Here is a 301-nt window from a genome sequence, read left to right on the forward strand (position 1 = left end):
AACTGGCTCGTTAAAGTCGGCGATGTAGTTAAAGAAGACGATCCTGTTGCCGAAGTACAAAACGACAAATTAATGCAAGAAATCTTGTCTCCATATTCTGGAACAGTTACAAAATTGTTTGTTGAAGCTGGTACTACCGTTGCTGTTGGAGAACCATTGATTGAATATGATGGCGATGGTACTGGATCAGCTACTGAAGCTCCTGCTGCCGATGTAGCACCAGCTACTGAAGCTGCTCCCGCTGGCGACGCAATGATTTTTACAATGCCTGATATTGGTGAAGGTATGGCCGAAGGCGACA

Annotated in this window: 1 protein-coding gene; it reads left to right on the forward strand. The window is 45.2% G+C overall.

The annotated features are described in order from the left end of the window. Positions 1-301: biotin/lipoyl-containing protein (locus RT41_RS10300; RefSeq protein WP_342743698.1), on the forward strand; the 301-nt coding region annotated here is incomplete at both ends.

This window comes from Lactococcus fujiensis JCM 16395 (genome assembly GCF_002441655.1).
Taxonomy (GTDB): Bacteria; Bacillota; Bacilli; order Lactobacillales; family Streptococcaceae; genus Lactococcus; species Lactococcus fujiensis.